The 23,875-nt window shown below is 62.1% G+C and carries 19 protein-coding genes; 13 read left to right on the plus strand and 6 right to left on the minus strand.

Features of this window, described 5'->3' with window-relative positions:
- Positions 1-36: 36 nt before the first annotated feature.
- Together nirK and M2A_RS01390 are read right to left on the minus strand one after the other, a co-directional pair.
- Entirely contained in the window at positions 37-1,083 is a 1,047-nt protein-coding gene (gene nirK, locus M2A_RS01385; protein WP_081875290.1) for a copper-containing nitrite reductase, read from the minus strand.
- 236 nt (positions 1,084-1,319) lie between these two features.
- Entirely contained in the window at positions 1,320-1,757 is a 438-nt protein-coding gene (locus M2A_RS01390; RefSeq protein WP_052379112.1) for a pseudoazurin, read from the minus strand.
- A 173-nt stretch (positions 1,758-1,930) separates the two neighbouring features.
- Between M2A_RS01390 and M2A_RS01395 the strand changes: the two genes are divergently transcribed.
- The 8 genes from M2A_RS01395 to M2A_RS01430 all read left to right on the plus strand — a co-directional run bounded on the left by M2A_RS01395 (position 1,931) and on the right by M2A_RS01430 (position 10,236).
- Complete coding sequence (locus M2A_RS01395; protein ID WP_045441948.1) at positions 1,931-2,647, plus strand: Crp/Fnr family transcriptional regulator; 717 nt, start codon at positions 1,931-1,933, stop codon at positions 2,645-2,647.
- Between the two features lie 85 nt (positions 2,648-2,732).
- On the plus strand, positions 2,733-2,963 hold the full coding sequence (locus tag M2A_RS01400; RefSeq protein WP_045441949.1) for a DUF1858 domain-containing protein: 231 nt from the start codon (positions 2,733-2,735) through the stop codon (positions 2,961-2,963).
- A gap of 172 nt (positions 2,964-3,135) precedes the next feature.
- Positions 3,136-3,714, plus strand: coding sequence for a BON domain-containing protein (locus M2A_RS01405; protein ID WP_210210294.1), 579 nt, complete (start codon positions 3,136-3,138; stop codon positions 3,712-3,714).
- A 107-nt stretch (positions 3,715-3,821) separates the two neighbouring features.
- Positions 3,822-4,658 (plus strand): SirB1 family protein, encoded by an 837-nt coding sequence (locus M2A_RS01410; RefSeq protein ID WP_045441953.1) that lies wholly within the window; start codon positions 3,822-3,824, stop codon positions 4,656-4,658.
- A 148-nt stretch (positions 4,659-4,806) separates the two neighbouring features.
- Positions 4,807-5,745: a glutathione synthase gene (gshB, locus tag M2A_RS01415; protein ID WP_045441955.1), complete on the plus strand. Its 939-nt coding sequence runs from the start codon at positions 4,807-4,809 to the stop codon at positions 5,743-5,745.
- Positions 5,746-5,830: 85 nt separating this feature from the next.
- Positions 5,831-6,235 carry a VOC family protein gene (locus M2A_RS01420; protein ID WP_045441957.1) on the plus strand — a complete coding sequence of 135 codons (405 nt, stop codon included), beginning with the start codon at positions 5,831-5,833 and terminating at the stop codon, positions 6,233-6,235.
- A 156-nt stretch (positions 6,236-6,391) separates the two neighbouring features.
- Positions 6,392-7,981 (plus strand): YifB family Mg chelatase-like AAA ATPase, encoded by a 1,590-nt coding sequence (locus tag M2A_RS01425; RefSeq protein WP_045441959.1) that lies wholly within the window; start codon positions 6,392-6,394, stop codon positions 7,979-7,981.
- A gap of 170 nt (positions 7,982-8,151) precedes the next feature.
- A complete protein-coding gene (locus M2A_RS01430; protein ID WP_052379114.1) occupies positions 8,152-10,236 on the plus strand; it encodes a PAS domain-containing hybrid sensor histidine kinase/response regulator in 2,085 nt (694 codons plus the stop codon).
- Here M2A_RS01430 and M2A_RS01435 read toward each other — a convergent pair.
- Positions 10,233-10,709 (minus strand): GNAT family N-acetyltransferase, encoded by a 477-nt coding sequence (locus M2A_RS01435; protein WP_045441962.1) that lies wholly within the window; start codon positions 10,707-10,709, stop codon positions 10,233-10,235. The two genes, M2A_RS01430 and M2A_RS01435, sit on opposite strands and share 4 nt — an antisense overlap.
- A 58-nt stretch (positions 10,710-10,767) precedes the next feature.
- On the opposite strand from M2A_RS01435, the gene M2A_RS01440 reads away from it, so the two are divergent.
- A complete protein-coding gene (locus tag M2A_RS01440; protein ID WP_045441964.1) occupies positions 10,768-12,156 on the plus strand; it encodes an AmpG family muropeptide MFS transporter in 1,389 nt (462 codons plus the stop codon).
- Positions 12,157-12,307: 151 nt separating this feature from the next.
- Positions 12,308-13,183 (plus strand): l-ornithine N(alpha)-acyltransferase, encoded by an 876-nt coding sequence (gene olsB / locus M2A_RS01445; RefSeq protein WP_244444352.1) that lies wholly within the window; start codon positions 12,308-12,310, stop codon positions 13,181-13,183.
- Between the two features lie 79 nt (positions 13,184-13,262).
- On the opposite strand, the gene M2A_RS01450 is transcribed toward olsB, so the two are convergent.
- Both M2A_RS01450 and M2A_RS01455 read right to left on the minus strand, forming a co-directional pair.
- Positions 13,263-13,697 carry a DUF4399 domain-containing protein gene (locus tag M2A_RS01450; protein ID WP_045441967.1) on the minus strand — a complete coding sequence of 145 codons (435 nt, stop codon included), beginning with the start codon at positions 13,695-13,697 and terminating at the stop codon, positions 13,263-13,265.
- A gap of 100 nt (positions 13,698-13,797) precedes the next feature.
- Positions 13,798-16,080, minus strand: a complete 2,283-nt coding sequence (locus M2A_RS01455; RefSeq protein ID WP_045441969.1) for an NADP-dependent malic enzyme — start codon at positions 16,078-16,080, stop codon at positions 13,798-13,800.
- A gap of 462 nt (positions 16,081-16,542) precedes the next feature.
- On the opposite strand from M2A_RS01455, the gene M2A_RS17690 reads away from it, so the two are divergent.
- From M2A_RS17690 to M2A_RS01465, 3 genes are all read left to right on the plus strand, one after another.
- Positions 16,543-17,169, plus strand: coding sequence for an NYN domain-containing protein (locus M2A_RS17690; RefSeq protein ID WP_081875292.1), 627 nt, complete (start codon positions 16,543-16,545; stop codon positions 17,167-17,169).
- Positions 17,170-17,260: 91 nt separating this feature from the next.
- Positions 17,261-19,987, plus strand: coding sequence for a DNA mismatch repair protein MutS (mutS, locus tag M2A_RS01460; protein ID WP_439645635.1), 2,727 nt, complete (start codon positions 17,261-17,263; stop codon positions 19,985-19,987).
- Between the two features lie 526 nt (positions 19,988-20,513).
- The gene (locus M2A_RS01465; protein ID WP_081875293.1) at positions 20,514-23,363 is read left to right on the plus strand and encodes a [protein-PII] uridylyltransferase; all 2,850 of its coding nucleotides are present in this window, start codon (positions 20,514-20,516) and stop codon (positions 23,361-23,363) included.
- Between the two features lie 37 nt (positions 23,364-23,400).
- Here the strand turns inward: M2A_RS01465 and M2A_RS01470 are convergent, their stop codons facing one another.
- Positions 23,401-23,784 carry a hypothetical protein gene (locus M2A_RS01470; RefSeq protein WP_045441970.1) on the minus strand — a complete coding sequence of 128 codons (384 nt, stop codon included), beginning with the start codon at positions 23,782-23,784 and terminating at the stop codon, positions 23,401-23,403.
- Positions 23,785-23,875 lie beyond the last annotated feature (91 nt).

The following is a 23,875-nucleotide window of genomic DNA, read 5'->3' on the forward strand; positions in this document are numbered from 1 at the left end:
AAACCCCGGCAGTTCGGGCTGCCGGGGTTTCTCGGATTATTCAGCCATTGCCTGTTTTTGCGGCAGGCTTTCGCGGAAGATCTCGGGGTTTTCTTCCCCTTCCACCTTGATATGACCCGCCAGCCCCTTCTCGACCCGGCTGAGCGCATGGTCGACAATCACATAGGTGCCCGGCACCTCGAAGCTGAGATCCGTGATCGTCGCCCCGCCCGGCGCCACCGTGACGGTCTGGATATCTTCGGTATGGGCTTTCACCCCGCCCATGTCATAGACCTTGTCGAAGATCTCGCCGATCACATGAAAGCTGGAGGTTTTGTTCGGGCCGCTCACGCCGAAATAGATGCGCGCGGTCTCGCCGACTTTCGCCTGCAGCGGTTTGTCCTTGGTCAGGCCGCCCACCTTGCCGTTGAAAACGTAATGTGTGGGAAGCTCGTCGATCAGCCGGTCATAGCTTTCCGTCAGCTCGCCCTTCGTGCCGATGGGCTCGACCGTGTAAAGCTCGCCCTGCATGACATAGAACTCGCGGTCGACTTCCGGCAGTCCTTCTTCCGGCTCCACCAGGATCATCCCGTACATGCCGTTGGCGATATGCTGGGCGACGGTCGGTGTGGCGCAGTGATAGACATAAAGCCCCGGCTTCATCGCCTTGAAGGAGAAGGACTTCGTCTCGCCGGGCATGGCGAGCGTTGCCTCCGCCCCGCCGCCCGGGCCCGTCACGGCATGAAAGTCGACATTGTGCTGCAGCCAGCTTTCTTCATTGTTGGTCATCGTCACTTCGATCGTATCGCCCACCCGTGCGCGGATCATCGGACCGGGCACCTGGTTGTTGAAGGTCCAGTAGCGGTATGTGCTGCCATCGTTCAACTCCGCGACCCGTTCGATCGTCTCCAGCGTGACTTGAATGGTGGCGGGTTCGGTGCGGGTAATGGGCGCGGGCACTTCGGCCGGATCGCGCGTAATGCTCACCTCTTCGGCACTTGCAGCGCCCGCCCATCCGGCCATGCCCGTCAGGATCAGGGCGGCTCCGGCCGTGCCGAGCAATGTTTTGCCAAGCGGTGTTTTTCCAAGCAGCGGTTTCATCATTTCAACTCCTCATCTAGCTCGGTCATCCAGCTGGCGGCGGCTCGTCTACCTGGTCGTCGTCGCTGAGTGAGGCCACTATGAGGGAAGATGGAAGAAACCTATTTGCGCCCGGACAAAGAGGCAGTGCATTGAGGGGCGGTGCGTCATTTTGTCCGTAAGCAGATAAAGAAACGGCCCGCCGGGAGAAGCGGGCCGTTAAACCTTCGTCAAGCTGGAGGAGAAGCTTGCCGAAGGCGCTAGTTTTTCAGTGCGGCGAAAAGTGCTTCGAACCGGCCGGTGGCCTTGCCGCGATGTTTCACCGCTTGGGCTTCATCGAGATTGGCGGAGGGATCGCCCACGACGACGAGCCCCACCATGCCCATGCCGTAATGGGGCATGCAGTCATAGCCGTAAACGCCTTCCTTCTCGAAGGTGACGGCGATCTCCTTGCCCATCGCGCCTTGGAAAGGCTCGGCGCCTTCCGGCAGCATGCCAGGGCGCGACTGCGCGTTATGGCCGGGATTGGTGGGCACGAAGCGCACCGTGTCGCCGGGCGCGATTTTCACCAGCGCCGGTTCGAAGACCATCATGCCGGCCTCGCCCCGGTTGAGCATTTTCACTTCCACCTCGGCGGCTTGTGCCGGCGCAGTGAGCGCCAAAATGGCCATGGCGGCGTGGAAAGCGGTTTTCATCATCTAAATTCTCCTTTGCAAGGCAGGCAGCGGTTGAATGCGGCCCTGACTTGAGGCGAAGATAGAAAGCCTTGGCTTTTCCGTCTTTGCGGGCGGACAAAGAACCGGCAGATTGCCGGGCGCCGCGAAAATCTGTGGAGCCCTTACGGGGGCCTTGACTGGGGAGAGGCGCGCTCATGCCGTTGCAGGAAAAACAGCTCGATCCGGCGCTGCTCGATGCGGTGGACGTGTTCGGCGGTCTCGACCCATCCGGTAAGGATGAGGCGCTCGCCGCCGCCCATTGGCGCAAGCTTGAAACCGGCGAGCGCGCCTTCGAGCAGGATCAGGAAGCGGACGCCTTCTATGTGCTCTCTGCCGGGCGGCTGAAGGTCACGCAAGTCACGCCCGAGGGGCAGGAAATCATCATCCGCTATATCGGCCCGAAGGAGATGTTCGGCTGTGTCGCCGTTTGCGGTGGACTGACTTATCCGGGCACCGCGACGGCTGTAACCGATTCCTGGGCGCTAGGCTGGACGCGCGCCACTATCGGCGCGCTCGCGCAGACTTATCCCGGCATTGCGCTCAACGCCATGCGCACCATGGGCGGGCGTTTGCAGGACACCCAGTCGCGCTTGCGCGAAATGCAGACCGAGCGTGTGGAGCGGCGCATCGCCCATGGCATTGCCCGGCTCGTGGCGCAGGCGGGCCGGCGCGTCGAAGGCGGCATTCTGATCGACTTTCCCGTTTCCCGGCAGGATATTGCCGAGCTGACGGGCACGACGCTGCATACCGTCTCGCGCACGCTTTCCGCCTGGCAGGAGCGCGGCGTCGTGGAGCTGGGCCGCCAGAAACTGACCGTGCGCGACCCGCATGCGCTCGTCGTCATTGCCGAAGACCTGCCCCTTAAAGAGTGATTCCTTCTAAAACTTGCGCGCGCGCAAAGACGCCCGCCCCTGCCCGCCTCATGATGCAATGGCAGCTGGGGGAAGGAGCGTGGTCATGGATGGACATCTCAAGGAAACGGAGTTTCAAGACGCGGGCCTTACCGCGCAAAGCATCGTGGGCGAGGTGATGCGGCGGCATCCGGCCACCCTGCCCGTCTTTCTGCGCCGGCACATGCATTGTCCGGGCTGCCCCATGGCGCCTTTCATGACGCTGGCCGAGGCGGCGGAAAATTACCGCACCGATCTGGGTGCCCTGCTCGCCGAGCTGAACGCCGCCTGCCGCTAGCCTCTCTCCCAACTCCCGCCGCAATTTGCACTATGCTACGCTTGCCGGGGCCGTATGGCTCCGGAGCGGGGATGATTCACGGGCAATTTAGCGGAGTGTGAAGCAGGCAATGGCAAGAAGCGGGCGCGCATTTTCTTCTCCCTCATTTTTTCTTCAGGCAGTGCTTTTGGCGGTGCTCGGTTTTGGCCTTGCCGGCTGCACGGTGACGGGCACGGTGATCGGCGCGGGCGCGGCGGCGGGCATCGGCGCCTCCCAGGAGCGCGGACTGGAAGCGGCGGCCGACGATCTTTCCATTCAGGTCGAGATCAACCGCCGTCTCCTGGCCGCCGATGACAAGCTCTTTTCCCGTGTCTCGACGCAGGTGAGCGAAGGGCGCGTGCTGCTCACCGGCGTCGTGGATAGGCCGGAAGAGCGGGTGGAGGCGGTGCGTATCGCCTGGAGCGTCAAGGCCGTGCGCGAGGTGATCAGCGAAATCCGTATCGCGGAAGGCGCGGGCCTTGTGCAGGCGGCCAAGGATGCGCTGATTTCTTCCAAGCTGCGCTCGCAGATCATGCGCGATACCGACATCGTGGCGATCAATTACTCCATCGAAACGGTGCGCGGCTGGGTCTATCTGATGGGCATCGCCCAGGATCAGCGCGAACTGACCCGCGTTATTAACCATGCCCGCGATATCTCGGGTGTGCGCAACATCATAAGCCATGTACAATTGAAGGATGATCCGGACCGGCGCGCGGCGCTTGAGGAATAGATCAGGGTAAATGCCCGTCTGGCTCGGACGGAGGGTTAAGACGAGTCCAAGGTAGAACGAGTAAAGCGGTGCGCCCGGGGCGCGGCCGCGCGCTAAGGGAGCAGGCCATGCATCGGGGCGAACTCAGGCAGGCATTGCTGGATTGGGGGCAAGAGCCCCGCGCCGATCTGCTGGCCGATGCCGCTCTTTGGCTGGGTGCGCTCGACCGGCCGAATGCCGATCTTGCCGCCTGCGAGCGCCATTTGCGCGACATTGCCGCCGCCGCCAAGGCCCGCTTCACGGGCCAGAGCTTTTCCGCCCGCGAAGGGGTGGAGGCGCTCTCGGAAATTCTCGGGCGCGGCTTTCATTATGAAGGCGACCGCGAGCAGTATGACGCCCCGGAAAATGCCAATCTTGTGGATGTCATTACCCGCCGCAAGGGCCTGCCCGTGGCGCTCGGCATTCTTTATCTCCATGCGGGTCATGCCGCGGGTCTCGATATTACGGGGCTGAATTTCCCGGCACACTTTGTCCTGCGCCTCGAAGCGGCAGGGGAAATGGCGATCCTCGATCCTTTCAATAAAGGCGCGGAAATGAGCGCCCGCGAGCTGCGTCTCCTGCTTGAGCAGGCGATGGGCCCCGGCGCCCGGCTCGACCCGGACTATTATCAGCCGGTCACCCCGCGCCTGGTTTTGTTACGGCTCCAGAACAATCTGCTGACCCGCGCCCTCCAGGCCGGGGACGAGGAAAAAGGCGCCGAATATCTCGCCCGCATGAGCTGGATCGCGCCCGAAGAAGCCGCCATCCGCTACGATCTCGGCAAGCTCCACACCCGCCTTGCCCGCTACGGCGATGCGCTGGAGGATTTCCGCCAGACCGTCGATCTTGCCCGCGCCCAGGACAATTGGACGCTTGCCACCGAGGCCGCGCAAATTCTCGAGCGGCTGCGCAAGAAGCTCAACTAAGCCGGTTCTTTGTGTCCGCCGGAATTTACCCCGCCGGAATTTGTGAGCGCCCAAGCGCCTTGCATCCGGGCCCGCCCGTCGCCATCTTGTGCGCCACTGCATTCCGGCAAACCGCCCGCGCGGCTGAACGAAAAGAAGGCGACGGATCATGGGCTTGAAGACAGCCATCCAGATGGACCCCATTGCGGGGATCGACATTAACGGCGATTCCACCTTCGCCTTGGCTTTGGAAGCGCAGGCCCGCGGCCATCAGCTCTTCTATTACGAGCCCCACCAGCTCTCCATGCGCGACGGGCGGGTTTATGCCCGCATGGCGGAGCTTTCCGTGAAACGGGAAAAGGGCGCGCATTTCACCCTTGGCGAATTTGCCCCGCGTGATCTCACCGACATGGACGTGGTGCTGATGCGCCAGGACCCGCCTTTCGATATGAATTACATTTCCGCGACCCATCTTCTGGAGCGCGTGCACCCCAAAACGCTGGTCGTCAACAACCCGCGCGAGGTGCGCAACGCGCCGGAAAAGCTCTTCGTGACGGAATTTCCGGGCGTCATGCCGCCCACCCTCATCACCCTCGATCAGGCCGAAATCCGCGCCTTCCGCGACGAGTTCAAGGATATCATCGTTAAGCCGCTTTACGGCAATGGCGGCGCGGGTGTCTTCCGCCTTTCCGAGGGCGATGAAAACCTCGCCTCGCTCTTGGAGCTTTTCGGCAATCTCTCCAACGAGCCGCTCATCGCCCAGCAATATCTGCCCGATGTGCGCAAGGGCGACAAACGCATCATTCTGGTGGACGGGGCGCCCGTCGGCGCCATCAACCGCGTGCCGGCCAAGGGCGAATCCCGCTCCAACATGCATGTGGGCGGGCGGCCGGAAAAAGCGGTTCTGACGAAGCGCGAGCAGGAACTGTGCGAAATGATCGGCCCGGAATTGAAACGGCGCGGGCTGATCTTCGTTGGTATCGATGTGATCGGCGATTATCTGACGGAAATCAACGTAACGAGCCCGACCGGCATTCAGGAGATCGACCGTTTCGACGGCTCCAACCTTGCCGGTCTCATCTGGGACGCGATCGAGGAAAAGCGCTGATCGTGCACCCTGCGGGCCCCCGCGCACTCTTGCCGGGGCCGCATCTTGTGCCTATCTCTGCTTCACCATGAGAAAGGAGGAAGCCATGCCGCCGCCTTTCAGACCCTTGCGTCTCGATCATGTCGTGCTGCGCGTGCGCGATATGGACAGGACACTGACTTTCTACCGCGATGTGATCGGCGCCGAGCTTGAGCGCGAAATCCCGGAAATCGGGATGAAGCAATTGCGCGCCGGCGCCTCGATCATCGACCTCGTTCCCGCCGAAGCGGGTGCGGAGGCCGTGCCGGAAAGCGCGCGCAACATGGACCATCTCTGCCTGCGCATTGAGCCTTGGAGCGAAAGTGTGCTGGCCGCGCATTTTTCCCATTTTGGCGTGCCGGTGGAAGGCGAAGGCATCCGCTACGGCGCCGAAGGCGATGGCCCCTCGATCTATGTCCGCGACCCGGAAGGCAATGTCGTCGAGCTGAAAGGCCCGCCGCTGGAAGGGTGATGCTGGCCCCCGCCCCTCGCCCGATGCGTGTGCGCGGCCCGTGGCACACGTTCATGTTCCCAAAATGTTCTTGTCCAGCCTCGCCTGCTTCGCTAGCCTTGGCGAAATGGGGAATTTGCCAAGCGCGCGTCTTGTGCGCGCGGGAGCGGAGCAGCCATGGTCGCGCATGTGGAAACGGTGGCCTTTTGGGGGCTGGAGGCAAGGCCCGTCGATGTGCAGGTGCAGATGGGCCCGGGCCTGCCCGCCTTCACGATAGTTGGCCTGCCGGACAAGGCGGTGGGGGAAAGCCGCGAGCGGGTACGCGCCGCCCTTGCCGCGCTCGGACTCGGCCTGCCGCCCAAACGCATCATCGTCAATCTCGCCCCGGCGGACCTGCCCAAGGAAGGCTCGCATTTTGATTTGCCCATCGCGCTCGGCCTTCTGGCGGCGATGGATGTCATCGGTGCCGAGGACCTTTCCCGTTTCGTCGCGATCGGAGAGCTGGCGCTTGACGGCGCGCTGACCCCGGTGACGGGGGCGCTGCCCGCCGCCGTTGCCGCCAATGGAAGAGGCAAGGGCCTGATCTGCCCCCATGGCTGCGGCTCCGAAGCGGCCTGGGCTGGTTTCGGACCCGAAACGGCAGGCGTGCTGGTGCCCAAAAACCTCATTCAGCTCATCAATCACTTTAAGGGCAGCCAGTCGCTTTCCGAACCTTTGCCTTTGAAGGCGGAAGAACCGGCAGGCCCCCTTCCCGACATGAAAGACATCAAGGGCCAGGAAAGCGCCAAGCGGGCGCTGGAAGTGGCCGCGGCCGGCGGGCACAACATGCTCATGGTCGGCCCGCCCGGCTCCGGCAAATCCATGCTGGCCGCGCGCCTGCCCGGCATTCTGCCCCCGCTCGGCGCCCGCGAGATGCTGGACACCTCCATGATCGCCTCGATGGCGGGCCAGCTTGCAGAAGGGCGCCTGACGCGGCGGCGCCCTTACCGCGCGCCCCATCATTCCGCCTCCATGGCCGCCCTTATCGGCGGCGGCCACCGGGCAAAACCGGGCGAGGTCTCGCTTGCCCATGGCGGCGTCCTTTTTCTCGATGAGCTTCCCGAATTTTCCCGCCAGGTGCTCGATTCGCTCCGCCAGCCCATCGAGACGGGAGAGGCCGTGGTCGCCCGCGCCAATGCCCATATCACCTATCCCGCGAGGTTCCAGCTCATCGCCGCGATGAACCCCTGCCGCTGCGGCCATGCAGGCGATATGAGCCAGGCCTGCGCCCGGGTGCCGCGCTGTGTGGGCGAGTATCAGGCCAAACTTTCCGGCCCGCTGATGGACCGGATCGACATTCATGTGGATGTGCCTGCCGTCTCCGCCGCCGACCTGGCGCTGCCGCCGCCTGCCGAAAGCTCCGCCGATATTGCCGCGCGCATCGCCCTTGCCCGGCAAATCCAGGCAGAGCGTTATGGCGACGTGACTGGGGGTCACAAAAGCGGCGAGGGCGAGGCGCGCACGCTCCTTCAGGCAGGCACGTTCCTCAATGCCCAGGCCGAGGGCGAGCTTCTGGAAAAAGTGGCAAGCCCCGATGAACCCGGCCGGGCGCTTTTAAGCGAGGCGGCGGAGGCCATGAAGCTCACCGCCCGCGGCTATCACCGGGTGCTGCGCGTCGCCCGCACCCTTGCCGATCTGGAAGGCGCGCCTTCCGTCGGCCGCCTCCATATCGCCGAGGCGCTTTCCTACCGCCAGCTTGCCGCAGGGCGGCTCGGGGCGGCGGCGTAAGGCGACTGAAACCCGCACAATCCGGGGCATTTTAAGCCCTTTGTAACTTCTCCGGGCCAGGCTGGAAGTCTTTTCCGGGCCGGGCGCGTGCCGCCGCGGCGCAAAAGGCGTAAGGCAGACCCTCCCGGGCGTATCGCGGGGGGTTAGGGGTTCAAAGGGGAACGCAGTTCATGATGGGCGCGGATATGCTGCTCGGCCTGATGGCCGGCACCGGCGTGATCGGGGCGGGGGCGGCCTCGGTTTTCGGCCTGCTTTATCTGCAGGAGCGCCGCAAGGCCTCCCGTCAGCGCGCCGCCTTCGAGGCGCGGGTTGAAACCCTGTCCGACCGCAATTGGGAACTGAAAGAAAGCGAAGAGCGCTACCGCACGCTGATCGATGCGCAGGGCGATGTGATTTTCAGGAAAGACCTGCGCGGCTTTACCACCTACGCCAATGAAGTGTTCTGCCAGACTTTCGGCGTGCCGCGCGATGAGGTGATCGGCTCGGTCTTTATTCCTGAAGTGCCGGAGGGGGAAATCCCCGCTTATTTCGGCGACTTCGCGGGTCTCGCGCTGCCGCCTTACCGGGTGCGCTATGACCAGCATGTCGTCACCGCGCGGGGCCCGCGCTGGTTCGCCTGGGAAGAATTTGCCATCCGCGACGAAGACGGGCGGCTCGTCGAAATTCAGACCATGGGCCGCGACATCACGGACCGCAAACTCGTCGAGCAGCAGCTTGGCGAGGCGCTGGAAGAAGCCCAGCGCGCCAACAAGGCCAAGAGCCTTTTCCTTGCGACCATGAGCCATGAAATCCGTACACCAATGAATGCGGTGCTCGGCATGACGCAGCTTCTGCTCGACACCGAGCTTGTGCCCGCGCAGCGCTCCTATGCCGAGGCGGTGCGCGATTCCGGCCGCTCACTGCTTGCCATCATCAACGACATTCTCGATTATTCGAAAATCGAGGCGGGCAAGATCCATCTCGACAACGAGCCTTTCAGCCCGCATGAATTCATCGAAAGCGTGACGGAGCTTCTGGCCGCCCGTGCGTTTGAAAAAGACATCGACATTGCCTCCATCGTCGATCCGGATGTGCCGCGCGTTCTCAAGGGCGATGAAATCCGCCTGCGCCAGATCATCATGAACCTTGCCGGCAATGCGGTGAAGTTCACCGAAAAAGGCGGCGTGCTCATTCATGTGTCTCAGGCAGGCGACATGCCGGCGGCGGAGGGGCGCACGCGGCTCAAAGTCACGATCGAAGACACCGGCATCGGCATGAGCGAGGAGGATGCCGCGCGCATCTTCGATGAATTCTCCCAGGCCGATTCAAGCCTTGCCCGCCGTTTTGAAGGCACGGGCCTCGGCCTTGCGATTTCCAAGCGCCTTGTCGAGGTGATGGGCGGCGAGATTTCGGTCGTCAGCGAAAAGGGCGTAGGCTCGACTTTCGCGTTTACGATCGAATGCGATGTGGAAGAAGCCGCGCAGCCTTCGGCCCGCGATCTTGATGGGCGGCGCGCGCTCATTGCCATTGCCGCGCCCATGACCGCGCGCGCCATGCATCATCTGCTGGAAAATATGGGGGCCCATGTCTCGCAAGGCTTTGCCGCCATAGAAGAAGGCCCGGCGGACATTGCCTTCATTTGCGAGCGCAATATGGAAGCGCGGCGCGATGAAATCGCACGGCTTTTGAAGGAAGCGGGCACCCGCACCCTCGTCATCGTCGCGCCCGGCGTCACGCCGCCTGATACGTTCGATGGATATCTTGTGCGTCCGGTGCGCCAGTCTTCTTTCAAGCGCCGTCTTCAGGCAGGCGTGGAAGAGGCGGTGGAACGGCAGGCCGTGCCCGTCTATAAAACCGTGCCGGAGGAGACCGGCAAGGGGCTCAGCGTGCTCGTGGCCGAAGACAACGAGCTGAATGCCATTCTCACCCGCACGCTTCTGGAGCGCCAAGGCCACAAAGTGAGGATGGTGGATAATGGCGCCGAAGTGGTCGAGGCGCTGAAGGGTGAGCCAGGCGGCTATTTCGATCTCGTGCTGATGGATTTGCATATGCCCGAGGTCGATGGCTTCGAAGCAACGAAACGCATTCGCGCGCTCGGGGCCGAATGGTCGCAAGTACCGGTCATCGCGCTCACCGCCAATGCCATGGTCGAAGACCGGCAGGCCTGTCTCGATGCGGGCATGGACGATTATCTCTCCAAACCCGTCATGCCGGAAGAATTGCAGGCCGCGCTTTCGCAATGGGCCGGGCGGCGGTCGGCTTATGCCGCTGCCTAAAGCGCCCGGTAAAGGCGGGGCAGCTCGCGGCCCGGAATGGAGGCTGACGGCGAGGCGGTAAAACCCGTAAACCCCATCCTCTCATAGAAGCCGCGGGCATGGGGGTCGGCATCGACCTCCAGGCGCGTGAGCCCGCGCGTTCTTGCCGCGCGGATGAGATCTTCCATCAGGGCCCGCCCGATGCCTTTGCCCATATGGGCGGGCAGAACGAACATATCTTCCACCTCCCCGCAGCCCGGCGCCTCGCCCGGCAGCAGCGAGTAAAACCCGGCGGGCGCGCCGCCGCGCTCGGCAATGACGATATGTTCGGCCTTGACCCGGCCCGCATCGAAGGTCAGCTCCGCCCGGCAGGCTTCCATGAAAGCTGCGTCATAGCCCCAATGGGCTTTGGCGGTAAAAGCGATGGCGGAGAGGGTTTTGCAATCCGCTTCCCCTGCCCGTCTCAGGCAAAGGTCCGCCGTTTTTTCCATCATCTTTTCTCGCGGTTTTTACGCCGGACACGTATGGTAGCGCCGCTTTTGGGGGAAGAACATGCAAGAGCCGCAAAAACCTGCCTGGCCGGCCCGCTTCGCCGCCAACTGGCTGCGGGCCTGGAGCGTTTATACCGAGCCGCGTGTGCTCGTTATTCTGGTGCTCGGCTTTTCCGCCGGGGTGCCGCTGGCGCTCACCCATTCCACGCTCAATCTGTGGCTGCGCGAGGCAGGTGTCGATATCGGCACGATCGGCCTCTTCGCGCTGGTCGGCATTCCTTATGTGCTGAAATTCATCTGGGCGCCTGCCGTCGATGCGCTGCCCTTCCCGCTTTTGACGCGTCTGTTCGGGCGCCGGCGCGGCTGGCTGCTCGGCTGCCAGCTTCTGCTCGTTCTTGCCATTACGGCCATGGGGCTGGTGGATCCGGCAGCCGCCCCTCTCGTCATGGCCTTTGCCGCGCTCGCCGTCACCTTCGTTTCGGCGACGCAGGATATCGTCATCGACGCTTTCCGCATCGAAAGCCTCGATGAAACCCAATATGCGGCGGGCATGGCGAATTACGTTGCCGCCTACCGCATCGCGCTTCTGGCCTCGGGCGCGGGCACGGTGGAAATCGTCTCGGCCTTGCAAGGGGCCGGTGTCTCGCAGGACTGGGTCTGGAGCGCGGGCTACGGCGCCATGGCCCTTCTCATCGCCGCCTGCATGACCGCCGTGCTTTTGGCGCGCGAGCCGGAAGGCAATGCGGAAGTTCAGGCCCGCCAGGCGCATATGAGCCCGAAGGAGCGGTTTGAGGATGCGGTGATCCGCCCCTTCACCGAGTTCGCGCAAAAACCCGATTGGTTTTCGCTTCTCCTTTTCGTGCTGCTCTTCAAGCTCGGCGATGCCTTGGCCGGCACGCTGATGGGCCCCTTCGCGCTCGATATCGGTTTTGAAAAGGAAACCTATACGCGCATCGCCAATGGGGTGGGCTTTCCCATGGTCCTGGCCGGCGGCTTTCTCGGCGGGGCGATGATGAAGTTCCTGCCCATGACCCGCAGCCTTTGGATTGCGGGTATTTTGCAGCTTCTCTCCAATCTCGCCTTCGTGGTGCTGGCGCTCGCGGGCGACGATGTGCTGGTGCTGGCAGGCGCGGTGGCGGTGGAGCAGGTGACGGGCGGGCTCGGCACGGTTGTCTTCGTCGCCTTCCTCTCGCATCTCTGCCAGGCCCGCGATGTGACGGCAACGCAGTTCGCGCTGTTGACGGCTCTGGCGGCGACGGGACGCACCGTCTTTTCCGCCGGCGCGGGCTATATGGTGGCGCTGAGCGGCTGGGCGGTCTTCTTCTCGCTGACCGCGCTTGCCGCCCTTCCCGGCCTTCTTTTTTTGGCCTGGCTGCAGCGGCGCGGGGCCATCGAATCGGCCTCCAAGGCCGCGGAGAGCGGGGATTTAAAAGTAGAATCAGGACCTTAAGTGTGACATCACAGGGTCATAATTCAGGTTCAAAAAGAGACAGGCTCCTTGCACGCTTAGCCTAGTTAATGAAAGGATAGTGCAAATGACGGGCAGTCTCACTACGATCACCGCCGAAAGAACAGCCCCTGGAGTTGGTATGGGTTCGGGCATGGCACGGTCAAAAGAGGCGGTGTCTGCGCACGGCACGCCGGTGCAGCAGACGGACGCAAGCGTAAACGCCGCGACCTTCGGTCGGCGCGGGGCGCTGGAAGTGCGTCTGGCACAGACGCCTGAAGAAATCGATGCGGCCCAGGCCCTGCGCTATCACGTTTTCTACGAAGAAATGTCCGCGGTCCCGGACCCCACGGCGCTGGCGACCCGCCGCGACATGGACCGGTTCGATGAAATTTGCGACCACCTTCTGGTGATCGACCACAAGCTGGCCGAAGGCTGGGAGGGCGAAGGCGTGCCCCCGCAAGCGGTGGTCGGCTGTTACCGCCTGCTGCGCCAGGACGTGGCCGATGCCCATGGCGGCTTTTATACGGCCGGGGAATATGACATCGAGCCGCTGCTTGCCCGCGCCCGTAAAGAAGGCCTGCGCTTTTTGGAGCTTGGCCGTTCCTGCGTGCTGCCTGCCTACCGCAACAAGCCGACGGTGGAACTGCTCTGGCACGGCATCGGGCACTATATCGCCATGCACGGGCTCGACGTGATGTTCGGCTGCGCGAGTTTCGAAACGACGGACCCGGACGAGCTCGCCCTGCCCCTCTCCTATCTCTATCACGAGTTCCTGACGCCGGATGAGTGGTATGTGCGCGCGCTCGATGATCAGTATGTGGAAATGAACCGCATGGCGCCGGATGAGATCGATCTGCGCTCGGCCTTGCGCGCCCTGCCGCCGATGATCAAAGGTTACATCCGCGCGGGCTGCTATATCGGCGACGGCGCGGTGGTGGACAGCCAGTTCGGCACCACCGATGTGCTGATCCTCTTCCCGGTCTCACGCATCAACGACCGCTATTTCACGAAATTCGCCAACAAGTAATCCGCGCCCCATCCCATAGCGCGCAAATGAAAAGGCGGCCTCATGAGGCCGCCTTTTGCATTTCCAGCCGGTGCTGCCTTTACTCGACTGTGATGGTGATCTGCTCGGACGCGATGGGCGGGTCATGCGGAATGTGGTTCATGTCGCCCAGCAGCAATTGCAGCGTGTGCGTGCCAGGTTCCAGCTCGATCGTCGTCTCCGTCTGGCCGCCGCCGAAATGCACATGGTTCTCGTCGGCGGGAATGGAATAATCCAGTGCCTCGCCTTCCAGCATCGGCGTATCGACCAGCAGATGGTGATGGCCGGTATGGTCCTTGTCGATCCCGGCAGGCGCAACGCCCATGCCTTTCAGCCCGAAGCGCACGGTAACGGGGCTTGAAACCGCCGCGCCGTCTTCCGGCGTAATGAAATAAACTTCCGCCCCTTCGGGCGCCGGCGTTTCACCGGCAAGCGCGCCGCTTGCAAGTGCCGGGGCAAGCGCCAGGATGAGCGCGGGAATGAATGCAAACCGCATGGGGGCCTCCGCTTGTGATGTGTTGTCACGCGTGCGGATACTATGAAGGCGCTGCCGGGCTCTGGCAACGCCTTCACGGGGAATTCCTTGTCGAAGCGCCTTAGCGCACGAGGCGCGAGGTGCTGTCGAGGTCGTACGCGGCGAAAGCTGCCATATTGACGAGATCGGAAACCGTCGCGCCCAGATTGACGATCTGCACGGGCCGGGAAAGACCGGTCAGAAGCGGGCCGATCACTTCCGCCCCGCCCAGCGATTGCAGCATCTTCGTCGAGATGGAAGCGGAATGAATGGCCGGCATGATCAGCACATTGGCCGGGCCCGAAAGGCGGCAGAAGGGATAAAGCGCCATCGCTTCCTTGCTGAGCGCCACGTCGGCGGCCATTTCCCCGTCATATTCGAAATCGGCGCCGCGCTTGTCGAGAATTTCCGTTGCCTCGCGCATCAGCGTCGAGCGCTCGCCCGAGGGATGGCCGAAGGTGGAATAGGCCAGCATCGCGACGCGCGGCTCCTGGCCGAGGCGGCGGTTGACTTCCGCCGCCTGCATCGCGATATCGGCCAGCTCCTCGGCGCTCGGCATGTCGTGCACATTGGTGTCCGCGACAAGCACGGTGCGCCCGCGCACGATAATCATGGAAATGCCCATGACGCGGGAGCCCGGCAAGGGGTCGATGACGCGCAGTACTTCGGAAAGCGCCACGGCGTAATTGCGCGTCGCCCCCGTCACCATCGCATCGGCATCACCTTGCTCGACCATGCAGGCGCCGAAGACATTGCGGTCGTTATTGACCATGCGCAGGCAGTCGCGCTGCAGATAGCCGCGCCGCTGCAAGCGTTTGTAGAGAAAATCCGCGTATGCGTCGGCACGGTCGGAAACGCGCGAATTGACGATTTCGAGCGCCGTGCTGGAATCGAGACCGATGGAGCGCATCGTCTCGCGGATGCGCTCTTCCCGGCCGATCAGCACCGGGTGGCCGAGTTCGAGATCGCGGAAGGTGAGCGCGGCGCGGATGACGCGTTCTTCTTCGCCTTCGGCAAAGACGACGCGCTTGGGGTCGCGTTTGACGTGTTCATAGATCACCTGCAGCGAGCCTTGGGTGGGGTCGAGGCGGGCGGAGAGTTTGTTTTTATATCCTTCCATATCGACGATCGGCATGCGCGCAACGCCGGTATCCATCGCCGCTTTCGCAACGGCGGAGGGAATCTCGCGGATAAGGCGCGGATCGAAGGGCACGGGGATGATGTAGCTTGCACCGAAGCGCGGGCGCTCGCCCTGATAGGCGGCGGCCACTTCATCGGGCACGTCTTCGCGCGCAAGTTTCGCCAGCGCCTCGGCGGCGGCGATTTTCATCGCTTCGTTGATCGTCGTCGCGCGCACATCGAGCGCGCCGCGGAAGATGTAAGGAAAGCCGAGAACGTTATTGACCTGGTTCGGGTAGTCCGAGCGGCCCGTCGCCATGATCGCATCGTCGCGCACTTCGGCGACTTCCTCCGGCGTGATTTCCGGGTCCGGGTTCGCCATTGCAAAGATGATCGGCTTGTCGGCCATGGAGGCGACCATTTCAGGGGTCAGCGCGCCTTGCACGGAAAGGCCGAGAAAGACATCCGCGCCCTTCACCGCTTCTTCGAGCGTGCGCTTGTCGGTCGCCACCGCATGGGCCGACTTCCACTGATTCATGCCTTCTTCACGGCCCTGATAGATGACGCCCTTCGTATCGCAAAGGATCGCCTGATCATGCGGCAGGCCCATCGCCTTGATCAGCTCGAGGCAGGCAATCCCCGCCGAGCCTGCGCCGTTGACGACGACGGTAATGTCCTTGATGTCCTTGCCCGTCAGATAAAGCGCGTTGATGAGACCGGCGGCGGAAATGATCGCCGTGCCGTGCTGGTCGTCATGGAAGACGGGAATGTTCATGCATTCGCGCAGGCGCTCTTCGATGACGAAGCAGTCCGGCGCCTTGATGTCTTCCAGGTTGATGCCGCCGAAAGACGGTCCCAGATAGCGCACCGAATTGATGAAAGCATCGACATCTTCCGTTTCGATCTCAAGATCGATGGAATCGACATCGGCAAAGCGCTTGAAGAGCACCGCCTTGCCTTCCATCACGGGCTTGGAGGCAAGCGCGCCCAGATTGCCGAGACCGAGAATGGCCGTGCCGTTGGAGATCACCGCGACCATGTTGCCTTTGGAAGTGTAGTCGTAGGCGGTGTCCGGGTTCTCGGCGATGGCGCGCACCGGCGCGGCGACGCCGGGCGAATAGGCGAGCGAAAGGTCCCGCTGCGTGGCCATGGGCTTGGTGGGGGTGATTTCCAGCTTGCCGGGTTTGCCCCGGGCGTGAAAACGCAGCGCTTCTTCGTCGGTAAATGCTTTTTTGTTTCTCGTCATGGCCAATCTGCGCAACTTTTGAAATGATCGGGCGCGGCGTTCTTAACGCATATTGCTCTGCCCCGCTACCCCCCGCCGCAATCTTTTTGCCTGAAACACCCCGTGCTTCTTGAGGAAAGACAATGCCTGAAAGGGTTAACGGCTGGGTTAAGGGGCGACATTGGGAAGAAGCTTTATGGTGAAATTTCGGGCTTTCTAAGTGTGCCTCTTGGGCTATACTCTGCCAATTAATTGAATAGCGCGTGTGCGCTAAAAGGCGACACCGAGTCGGCAAAGACTTTTGAAATCAATGCGTTAAAGCTATGTATCGAGCGGAATCGGTTTATGGAAAATGTCAAGAATAAATTTGACAAAGAAGACCGACTGATTATATTTACAACATACCCGCTAGCGGCGTGCCGTTAGCTCAAGGGCCGTTTGGGGCGAAAGTCTCGACGGCCTTTGTCGTTTGGGAGGGGGAACTTGCGAGTCTATGTCTATGTAGACGGCTTCAATTTGTATTATCGTGCTCTCAAAGGCACCCAATTCAAATGGCTAAACCTTCAAAAACTCTCTGAAGAACTATTACGTCCTCAAGATCAGCTTGAGGCGATTAGATATTTTACTGCTAGAGTGAGTTCCCGGGCAGGTGATCCCGATGCGCCGCGGCGTCAACAAATACTCTTCAGTGCACTGTCGACTCTCCCGTCCCTTCGTTTGCATTATGGAAAGTTTCTATCAAAGACAAAACGCAGGCCGGTCGTTGGTTCGAATCCGCGTCAGTTTGTTGAAATTCACGACACAGAAGAGAAGGGGTCTGATGTGAATTTGGCCGTCCACCTTGTGAATGATGGATGGCATGGGCGATATGATTTAGCGCTGCTCCTGTCCCAAGATACCGATTTGATTGAGCCGGTTCGAATTGTAACTAGCGAACTAGGGCTAAAAGTGGGTTTGGTTTGGTTAGATGGTAGGCAGCCTAATGCTGAATTGAAGAATGTAGCGTCATTCGTTCGACATGTTCGCAAATCCCATCTGGCGAGATCACAATTCCCGGACCCGCTTGTGGCATCTAATGGTAGGACAATTCGTAAGCCAAAGGGGTGGTGAAGATTATCAATCCAGTTTGATCGACAGTTTCTGATATCTCGGACCTTTACGAAGAATCTGCTAGATTGCGCCTCTTCCATAGAGGGTCAGCATGGCGGTAGTCGAAAAGAGCGAGGGGTCCGGAGCGAGTGCGGTCGCGGAGGCTGTAAAGCCGGTCACGCCCATGATGGCGCAATATCTGGAGATCAAGAAGGATCACCCCACTGCCCTCCTTTTCTACCGCATGGGCGATTTCTACGAGCTCTTCTTTGAGGACGCGGTGAAAGCCGCCGAGGCGCTGGACATTACGCTTACGAAACGAGGTAAGCATTTGGGGGAAGATATCCCCATGTGCGGCGTGCCGGTCCATTCCGCCGATGCCTATCTCGAGCGCCTCATCCGCCTTTCCTTCAAAGTGGCGATCTGCGAGCAGACCGAAGATCCGGCGGAGGCGAAAAAGCGCGGGGGCAAATCCGTCGTCCGCCGCGAGGTGGTGCGCCTCGTTACCCCCGGCACTTTGACTGAGGATACGCTGCTCGATGCCCGCCGGCACAATTATCTGGCCGCGCTCTCCCGGCTCGGGGCGAGCGACACGCTCAGCCTTGCCTGGGCGGATATTTCGACGGGCGATTTCCGCGTCACCAGCATCGCCCCCGGCGAGCTCGGCGCCGAGCTTGCCAGGCTCGAGGCGGGCGAGCTTCTCCTGCCCGACCCGCTTTTCACCGATCCCGCGCTTGCCGAGACCTTGCGCCAGACGCGCGCGGCGCTGACCCCGCTCGATCCTTCCCTTTTCGACAGCACGCGGGCCGAGCGGCGGCTGAAAGAGCTGTTGGAGGTAAGCGCGCTAGACGGTTTCGGCCATTTCAGCCGGGGCGAGCTTTCCGCCGCCGGGGCGCTGATCGATTATCTGGAGCTGACCCAGGTCGGCAAGATGCCGCGCCTGAAAGCCCCGCGTCCGGCGCGCAGCGGCGCGTTTCTCGCCATGGATGCGGCAACACGCGCCAATCTGGAGCTGACCCGCACGCTGTCGGGCGAGGCGCGCGGCAGCCTTCTTTCCGTGATCGACCGCACGGTGACGGGCGCGGGCGCAAGGCTTCTGGCCGAACGGCTGAAGGCGCCGCTCACCGATCCTGCCGCGATCATTGCCCGGCTCGATGCGGTGAGCTGGTTTCTGGAGGCGCGGGAGCTGAGATCGCGCCTGCGCGCCGAGCTTAAATCCGTACCGGACATGGCAAGAGCCCTCTCGCGCGTGACTTCTGGTCGCGGCGGCCCGCGCGATCTTGCCGCCGCAAGGGACGGGCTTGCCGGGGCGCATAAGATTGCGGCGCTTTTGGCCTCCGCCTCGCAGACCTTGCCGGAGGAAATCGCCCGTGAGCGCGCGGCGCTGGAAGGGCGGGCCGCAGCCCTTCAGGACAGGCTGACGGCCGCGCTTAGCCCCGATTTGCCGCTTCTCGCGCGTGATGGCGGCTTCATCGCCAAGGGCTTTTCCGCCCCGCTCGATGAATGCCGGATGCTGCGCGATGAAAGCCGCCGGGTCATTGCGGGCCTGCAATCGAAATATGCCGAGGAGACCGGCATTAGCGCGCTCAAGATCAAACACAACAACGTGCTGGGCTATTATATCGAGGTCTCGCCGCGCCACGCCGATCCGCTCATGACCGGCGTTCACAAGGATGCCTATATTCACCGCCAGACGCTGGCGAATGCCGTGCGCTTTACCACGGTCGAGCTCTCCGACATTGCCTCGCGCATCACCGAGGCGGCGGGCCGCGCCATCGCCCTTGAGATGGAGCTTTTCGCCGAGCTTTCAGAAGCGGTGAAAGGGGAAGCGGCGGCAATTTCGCAGGCCGCCGAAGCGCTGGCCCGGCTCGATGTCGCAGCTGGTCTTGCCGATCTTGCCGAAGAGCGGCGTTACACACGGCCCAGGATCGATGACAGCCTTGCCTTTGACGTGACGGGCGGTCGCCATCCTGTGGTGGAAGCGGCGCTTGAAAAGGCAGGCGAGGGGCCCTTCGTGCCGAATGACGCCGATCTTTCCGGCGATAAGGGCGAGGCGCGCCGGCTCTGGCTTCTCACCGGCCCCAACATGGCTGGTAAATCCACCTTCCTGCGCCAGAACGCGCTCATCGCCATTCTGGCGCAAATGGGCTCATACGTGCCTGCCGCCGCCGCTCATATCGGAGTGGTGGACCGGCTCTTTTCCCGCGTGGGCGCTGCGGACGATCTCGCCCGCGGGCGCTCCACCTTCATGGTGGAAATGGTGGAAACGGCGGCCATCCTCAATCAGGCCGGACCCCGCTCTCTGGTCATTCTGGATGAAATCGGCCGGGGCACGGCGACCTTTGACGGGCTCTCCATCGCCTGGGCGGCGGTCGAGCATCTGCATGAGGAAAACCGCTGCCGGGCGCTTTTCGCCACCCATTATCATGAGCTGACCGCCCTTGCCGAAAAGCTGCCCTTCCTCGCCAATGCGACGATGAAAGTGAAGGAATGGCAGGGGGATGTCGTCTTCCTGCATGAAGTGGGGCCGGGGGCCGCCGACCGCTCTTACGGCATTCAGGTCGCCAAGCTCGCCGGCCTGCCGCCTGCCGTCATCGCAAGGGCGAACGATGTTCTGCATGTGCTGGAAAGCGGGGCGGAAACACGCGGCGCGGGCCGCATTGTGGATGATCTGCCGCTTTTCTCAGCCGCGCCGAGACCTGCGGATTCGCGCGGGGCGAAAAAAAGCGCGCTGGAAGAGGCCTTCGAAGCCGTCAATCCGGACGAACTCAGCCCGAAAGAGGCGCTCGATCTTCTTTATGAGCTAAAAGCCCGAAAACTCGCCGAAAAAGGCGAATAAGACGCTTTTTAAGCCCAAAACCGTGTCAAAAGGGGATTTTTGCCGCACTTGTGGATAAGTCCGTGGACGGACTATGCGCAGGCCCGCCGCTTACGACTCGCTGAAAGCGCAAGCCAGCCCGTGACCGCGATTCACATACAGCGAAGAAAAGGCACGCGCTGGCGCAAATGCGCCTAGAGTGCCCAGGCTGCCTTTTTGCCCGGCCGGCGCGCCTGTTCAGGTTTTCCCGCCGCCGCTTCTGCCCGCATTTTGGGCGAGGGGGGTCCGGTTGCGCTCAACTTTTCACCATTATTACGAACCCGGAACGATGAGGAATGGCGTGAACCCGCGCATTTCTGCGCGCGCATGGGCCCGGCGCTGTTGGCGCGGGGCTTGCGAAGGCAAGAATGGCCGCTTCCCTCGAAAGGCTGCCTCTCTCTCCTCCCTCGCGCCAGCGGCCTCGCAAAGCCGCTGGCGTGCTATACATAAAGAAGAACCGCCCTTGAAGGCGGTCTGACAACGGACCATCCGACCACCCGGAGCTTTCATGTCCCCCAAAGCCGCAAAAGCTGCAGCGAAACCCGCCGAAAAACCTGCCGCGCCCAATCCGGTTTCCGGACCCGTATCGGGGCCGGTATCGGGATCTGTTTCGGACCGCGCCGCGCTGACCGCCGAGCTTATCGGCTTTGCCGATCAGGGCAGCGATGAAATGGCGGTGCGCCGGCAGATCGTGGACCGGCTCAGGGCGGAGCTGAAAGAGGGCCGGGCGCTCTGCCGGACGCGCCTGGAAGAGGGGGTCTTCAAAGGCCGGGCCTGCGCGAGCGCGCTGGCCGAGCTGATGGATAGCGTCATTATCTCGCTTTACGATTTTGCCACCGCCCGGGTCTTTCCCGTCGCCAATCCGTCCGAGGCCGAGCGTCTTGCCGTGGTTGCCGTGGGCGGTTATGGCCGGGGCACCATGGCGCCGGGCTCCGACGTCGATCTTCTGTTCCTGCTGCCTTACAAGCAGACCCCCTGGGGGGAGAGCCTCGTCGAATACATGCTCTATATCCTCTGGGACTTGGGGCTCAAAGTCGGCCATGCCACCCGCTCGGTCGATGAAAGCGTGCGCCTTTCGAAAGAAGACATGACGATCCGCACCTCCATTCTCGAGGCGCGCTTTCTGGTGGGCGAGCATAAGCTTTTCGAGGAACTGGAAGAGCGCTTCTTCAAAGATGTCGCCAAAGGCACGGCGGTGGAATTCGTCGAGGCGAAACTGGCCGAACAGGACGAGCGCCATGAACGCTCCGGGCGCTCGCGCTATCTCGTCGAGCCCAATGTGAAGGACGGCAAGGGCGGACAGCGCGACATCCACACCATGTTCTGGATCGCCAAATATATCTATCAGCTCAAAAGCCCGAACGAGCTCGCCAAGGTCGGCATTTTCACGCGCCAGGAATTCAATGCGCTGGTGCGCGCGGATGATTTTCTCTGGGCCGTGCGCTGCATGCTGCATTTCCTCACGGGCCGTGCGGAAGAGCGCATCACCTTCGACATTCAGCCCGAACTTTCCCGCGTCCTCGGCTATCAGGGGCATGGCGGCCTGAAAGGCGTCGAGCGCTTCATGAAGCATTACTTTCTCGTCGCAAAGGATGTGGGCGATCTCACCCGCATTCTCTGCACGGTGCTCGAAGAGCAGGAGCAGAAGAAGAAGCCGGGCATCGGCCGCTTCATGCAGGCGCTGCGCCGCAAGAAGGACATTCAGGGCTTTACCGTCGACAGAGGCCGGCTTACCGTCACCTCGGATGATTTTTTTGAAAAAGACCCGGTCAATCTCATCCGGCTTTTCCATGTCGCTCAGGAACACGGGCTGCTCATTCACCCCGATGCGCTGAAGCTCGTCACCCGGTCGCTGAAACTCGTGAAATCGGAGCTGCGCGCCAATGAAGAAGCGAACCGGCTCTTCCTCGAAATCCTTTCAAGCCGCAAGGACCCGGAACGCACCTTGCGCAAGATGAACGAGGTGGGCCTGCTCGGGAAATTCGTCACCGATTTCGGCCGTATCGTCGCGCTGATGCAGTTCAACATGTATCATCATTATACGGCGGACGAGCATCTGCTGCGCGCCATCGGCATTCTTGCCGAGATCGAGCGCGGGGAACTGGCGGATGAGCATCCGCTGGCCACCGAGCTTTTTCAAAAGATCAACAACCGCAATGTGCTTTATGCGGCGATGTTCCTGCACGACATTGCCAAGGGCCGCCCGGAAGATCATTCCGAAGCCGGCGCCAAGATCGCCAAGAAGCTTTGCCCGCGCCTCGGCATGGGTCCGGGGGAAACGGAAACCGTCGCCTGGCTCGTCGAGAACCATCTCGTCATGTCCGATGTTGCCCAGAAGCGCGATCTTTCCGACCCCAAGACCTTGAAGGATTTCGCCGAGCTGGTGCAAAGCCCCGAGCGCTTGAAGCTCTTGGAAATTTTGACCGAGGCCGATATCCGCGCCGTGGGGCCGGGTACCTGGAACGGCTGGAAGAGCCAGCTTCTGCGCCAGCTTTATTATGAAACCGACGCGGTGATGGGCGGCGAGCAGCAGATCAACCGCAAACAGCGCATCGACCAGTCCAAGGCGGAACTTGAAAAGGCGCTCGGCGATTGGCCGAAAACGCGCCGGGAAAAATATTTCGGCCGCCATGCCGATTCCTATTGGCTCTCTTTCGATACGGCCACGCATCTGCGCCATGCGCAAATGATCCATGAGGCCGCCGATAACGGCCTGGCGGTTATCGCGCGGCCCGACCCGAAAAGCGATGCGACGGAGGTTACGCTTTACGCGCAGGACCATCCGGGTCTCTTCTCCCGCTTTGCCGGGGCCTGCGCTGCGGCAGGAACGGAAATTTTGGAAGCGAAAATTTTCACGACCCGCGACGGCATGGCGCTCGACACGCTCTGGGTGCATGACGCGGAGATGGGCGCGATTTCAGAGCCGCGCCGCCTGAAAAGCCTGGAAGAGACGATCCGCAAGGTGCTCTCCGGCGACATTCTCGCGCCCGATGCGATCGAAAGCCGCTACAAGCGCCAAAAGCGGGTGGAAGCCTTCTCCATCAGCCCGCAAGTCTATATCGATAATCAGGGATCGGACGAGTTTACCCTGATCGAGGTGAACGGTCTCGACAGGCCGGGGCTTTTGCATGCGCTCACCCGCACGATCTTCCATCTCGGCCTCACCATCGGCTCGGCCCAGGTCGCAACCTTCGGCGAGCGCGCCGTCGACGTTTTCTATGTGAAGGATCTCGTCGGCCACAAGGTGACGAACACCAATAAGCTGAAAGCCGTCGAGCGCCATCTCATCGAGGCGTTGGAAGACCCGATGAAAAAAGCCCGCCCGCAAAAGCAGAAAGACAAGCAAAGCGCGGCTTAGTGCTTTGCTGTCTTTCCTTCTCCCTTACATCGCCTTTTTACATAACTGGCCCGTAAAGCGGCGGCAGGCCGAAGGCCACATAGGCCTCGGTGCCCGCGCGCACGAAGGCGCTTACCAGCCAGTTGGAGGCAAAGACGCCGCCCGTCCAGAGCGCGGCGGTGAGAAGGGCAGGGCGCCTTGCGCGCTCTTCGCCCCAGTCGCGCTCTTCGCTCGTGTCGAAATAAAGCGCGGCGAGCCCGGCAACGAGGCTCACTTCCAAGGCGGTCAAAAGGCACAGCGCGCGGATGAAGACGGCGAGCTCGGCGGGCGCGGGCGCCTCGAAGCGCCGGGCAGTGTAAAGATAAAGCGCAAGACCCAGCCCCGTGGCGGCGGTCCGGTTATAGGCGGTCGGTCTTTGGGCAGGCGGCGGCGTAATCATCATAACCTCTGTCAGAGCTGCAGCTCCGGCAGAGGCATGAAAAAAGCCCCTACCGGATGGATGGGGCTTGGCGGACGGATTTTCTCAGGCGTTT

Source organism: Tepidicaulis marinus (assembly GCF_000739695.1).
GTDB lineage: Bacteria > Pseudomonadota > Alphaproteobacteria > Parvibaculales > Parvibaculaceae > Tepidicaulis > Tepidicaulis marinus.

Bases quoted from the DNA above. Each gene is read 5' to 3' on its own strand.
- M2A_RS01435 (WP_045441962.1), bottom strand. From the start codon at position 10,709: ATGATGGAAAAAACGGCGGACCTTTGCCTGAGACGGGCAGGGGAAGCG.
- M2A_RS01420 (WP_045441957.1), top strand. From the start codon at position 5,831: ATGCCGCCGCCTTTCAGACCCTTGCGTCTCGATCATGTCGTGCTGCGC.
- mutS (WP_439645635.1), top strand. From the start codon at position 17,261: ATGGCGGTAGTCGAAAAGAGCGAGGGGTCCGGAGCGAGTGCGGTCGCG.
- M2A_RS01395 (WP_045441948.1), top strand. From the start codon at position 1,931: ATGCCGTTGCAGGAAAAACAGCTCGATCCGGCGCTGCTCGATGCGGTG.
- nirK (WP_081875290.1), bottom strand. From the start codon at position 1,083: ATGATGAAACCGCTGCTTGGAAAAACACCGCTTGGCAAAACATTGCTC.
- M2A_RS01455 (WP_045441969.1), bottom strand. From the start codon at position 16,080: ATGACGAGAAACAAAAAAGCATTTACCGACGAAGAAGCGCTGCGTTTT.
- M2A_RS01450 (WP_045441967.1), bottom strand. From the start codon at position 13,697: ATGCGGTTTGCATTCATTCCCGCGCTCATCCTGGCGCTTGCCCCGGCA.
- M2A_RS01425 (WP_045441959.1), top strand. From the start codon at position 6,392: ATGGTCGCGCATGTGGAAACGGTGGCCTTTTGGGGGCTGGAGGCAAGG.
- M2A_RS01400 (WP_045441949.1), top strand. From the start codon at position 2,733: ATGGATGGACATCTCAAGGAAACGGAGTTTCAAGACGCGGGCCTTACC.
- M2A_RS01470 (WP_045441970.1), bottom strand. From the start codon at position 23,784: ATGATGATTACGCCGCCGCCTGCCCAAAGACCGACCGCCTATAACCGG.
- M2A_RS01390 (WP_052379112.1), bottom strand. From the start codon at position 1,757: ATGATGAAAACCGCTTTCCACGCCGCCATGGCCATTTTGGCGCTCACT.
- M2A_RS01430 (WP_052379114.1), top strand. From the start codon at position 8,152: ATGATGGGCGCGGATATGCTGCTCGGCCTGATGGCCGGCACCGGCGTG.
- olsB (WP_244444352.1), top strand. From the start codon at position 12,308: ATGGCACGGTCAAAAGAGGCGGTGTCTGCGCACGGCACGCCGGTGCAG.
- M2A_RS01465 (WP_081875293.1), top strand. From the start codon at position 20,514: ATGTCCCCCAAAGCCGCAAAAGCTGCAGCGAAACCCGCCGAAAAACCT.
- gshB (WP_045441955.1), top strand. From the start codon at position 4,807: ATGGGCTTGAAGACAGCCATCCAGATGGACCCCATTGCGGGGATCGAC.
- M2A_RS01410 (WP_045441953.1), top strand. From the start codon at position 3,822: ATGCATCGGGGCGAACTCAGGCAGGCATTGCTGGATTGGGGGCAAGAG.
- M2A_RS01440 (WP_045441964.1), top strand. From the start codon at position 10,768: ATGCAAGAGCCGCAAAAACCTGCCTGGCCGGCCCGCTTCGCCGCCAAC.